Origin of the sequence: Cytobacillus sp. IB215316 (assembly GCF_033963865.1) — a bacterium.
Classification (GTDB): Bacteria; Bacillota; Bacilli; order Bacillales; family SM2101; genus Nanhaiella; species Nanhaiella sioensis.
The window spans coordinates 1-1,541 of sequence record NZ_JAXBMC010000049.1; the positions used below are offsets into that span (position 1 = coordinate 1).

2 protein-coding genes are annotated in these 1,541 nt (G+C 29.0%); both read right to left on the minus strand.

Features of this window, described 5'->3' with window-relative positions:
- Nucleotides 1-376 (minus strand): hypothetical protein (locus tag SLH48_RS22260; RefSeq protein ID WP_413785461.1); only part of this gene is annotated, 376 nt, incomplete at its 3' end.
- Between the two features lie 1,011 nt (nucleotides 377-1,387).
- Nucleotides 1,388-1,541 (minus strand): CAP domain-containing protein (locus SLH48_RS22265; RefSeq protein ID WP_320259890.1); only part of this gene is annotated, 154 nt, incomplete at its 5' end.

Genomic DNA, 1,541 nt, shown 5'->3' on the forward strand with positions numbered 1-1,541 from the left:
CTTTAACTTCAGTTTGTGGAGCAGGTTTAGAAGTATTTTGCTCAACTGGTTTTGGTTTAGCTACTTCTTGTTCAGGCACAGCTACGTTGCCGTTATTTAAAAGTTTTTTTGCTTCAGTTAAGTCAATATTATATTTCTCAGCAATTTGGTTAAGCATTTCTTGTACATTTACATTGCCCGCTGTCATTTGAGTAATTACTTTTTGTAAGTTTGGAGTCAATTGACCTTCATTAAATTGGATTTCTTGTGGAGTTGGACAATCTATTTTAAAATTAGAAGTATTAGTATTTGGATTACTAGCTGCAGAACTCATACCAGGTGAAGAGATTAATAATGTTACAGCCGCTGCAGTTGATAATAAGAAAGTTTTTTTCATATTGTTATTCCTCCTCGTTGTTTATCTTACATATCCACTATAACAGCCGTTTTTTGTAATAATACTGGAATAAATCACCTTAGTTATTTAAGCACTTAGCCAAAAGGCAGGATGAAAAGGTGAGACATACTGATAAATCAAGGTAAACAGGGAATATATAGTTTATAATTCATAATGGTAATTGTACCAAAATTAGTTAAGACAGCAAAATATTACATTGATATATATATTGACAACTTTTTAAATTGCAAATTATATTTCAAGCAAATTACATTTAGTAACTAAGTATTAAAATACTTGTAAAGAATATATAGTTAAAATTGCTATAATAATTTGTAGTGTTGAATTACTGTGATCATCCATCTTTGAAATTATATTTTTTGCATGATTTGAGCTAAGTAATAGGTTAGAAAAACATACTAGTTCATTAAAAAAATCTTCAGACATATTTTAACGTTCATATTAAGAGGCTGTTTTCGCATTGATTGTTGTTTTTCGTATTAAGAAATAAACTTTACACAACTAAAGTTCGTAGCATCTTTTCTTCTGAACAACGATACCTAACAATATAAAACCACTTTTTTGGACTAAATTGTTAACAATAGCAACAAAGTTTACGAAAAGAGCCTATCAATAAGAATTAAAGAATACTGACATGAACAAAGGTAAGAGAGACATTGGTATATCATTGCAGAAAAATACCGAAGAATAGCTAAATTTATAACAAGTTGAATGAAGTTAAAAAGGGGCTATTTTCACATTGTTCGATATTCTAGTGAGAAGAAATTAAATCAGGAAAAAACTAGTATTCGTAGCATCTTTTCTTCTATAAAATGATGTATGCAAACCTAATCATTGGAACAAAGGTATTGAACTTACATAATGAAAAATGGATTCGAAAATAATTATGTAGAGACCATTTTTAAATGTAGAATTAGAAAGATTAATACGCAAAAAAAGTTAGCTATTCTATATTTCTAAGAATAGCTAACTTTGAGATTACTAGTTTTATTATTTACCAATAAACATTTGAGTCCAATAGTTACCTTGTTCAACATAACCAACACCAATATGAGTGAAGCTAGAATTTAAAATGTTTTTGCGATGACCTTCACTATTCATCCAAGCATTCACAACTTCTTGAGGTGTTTTTTGACCGTAAGCA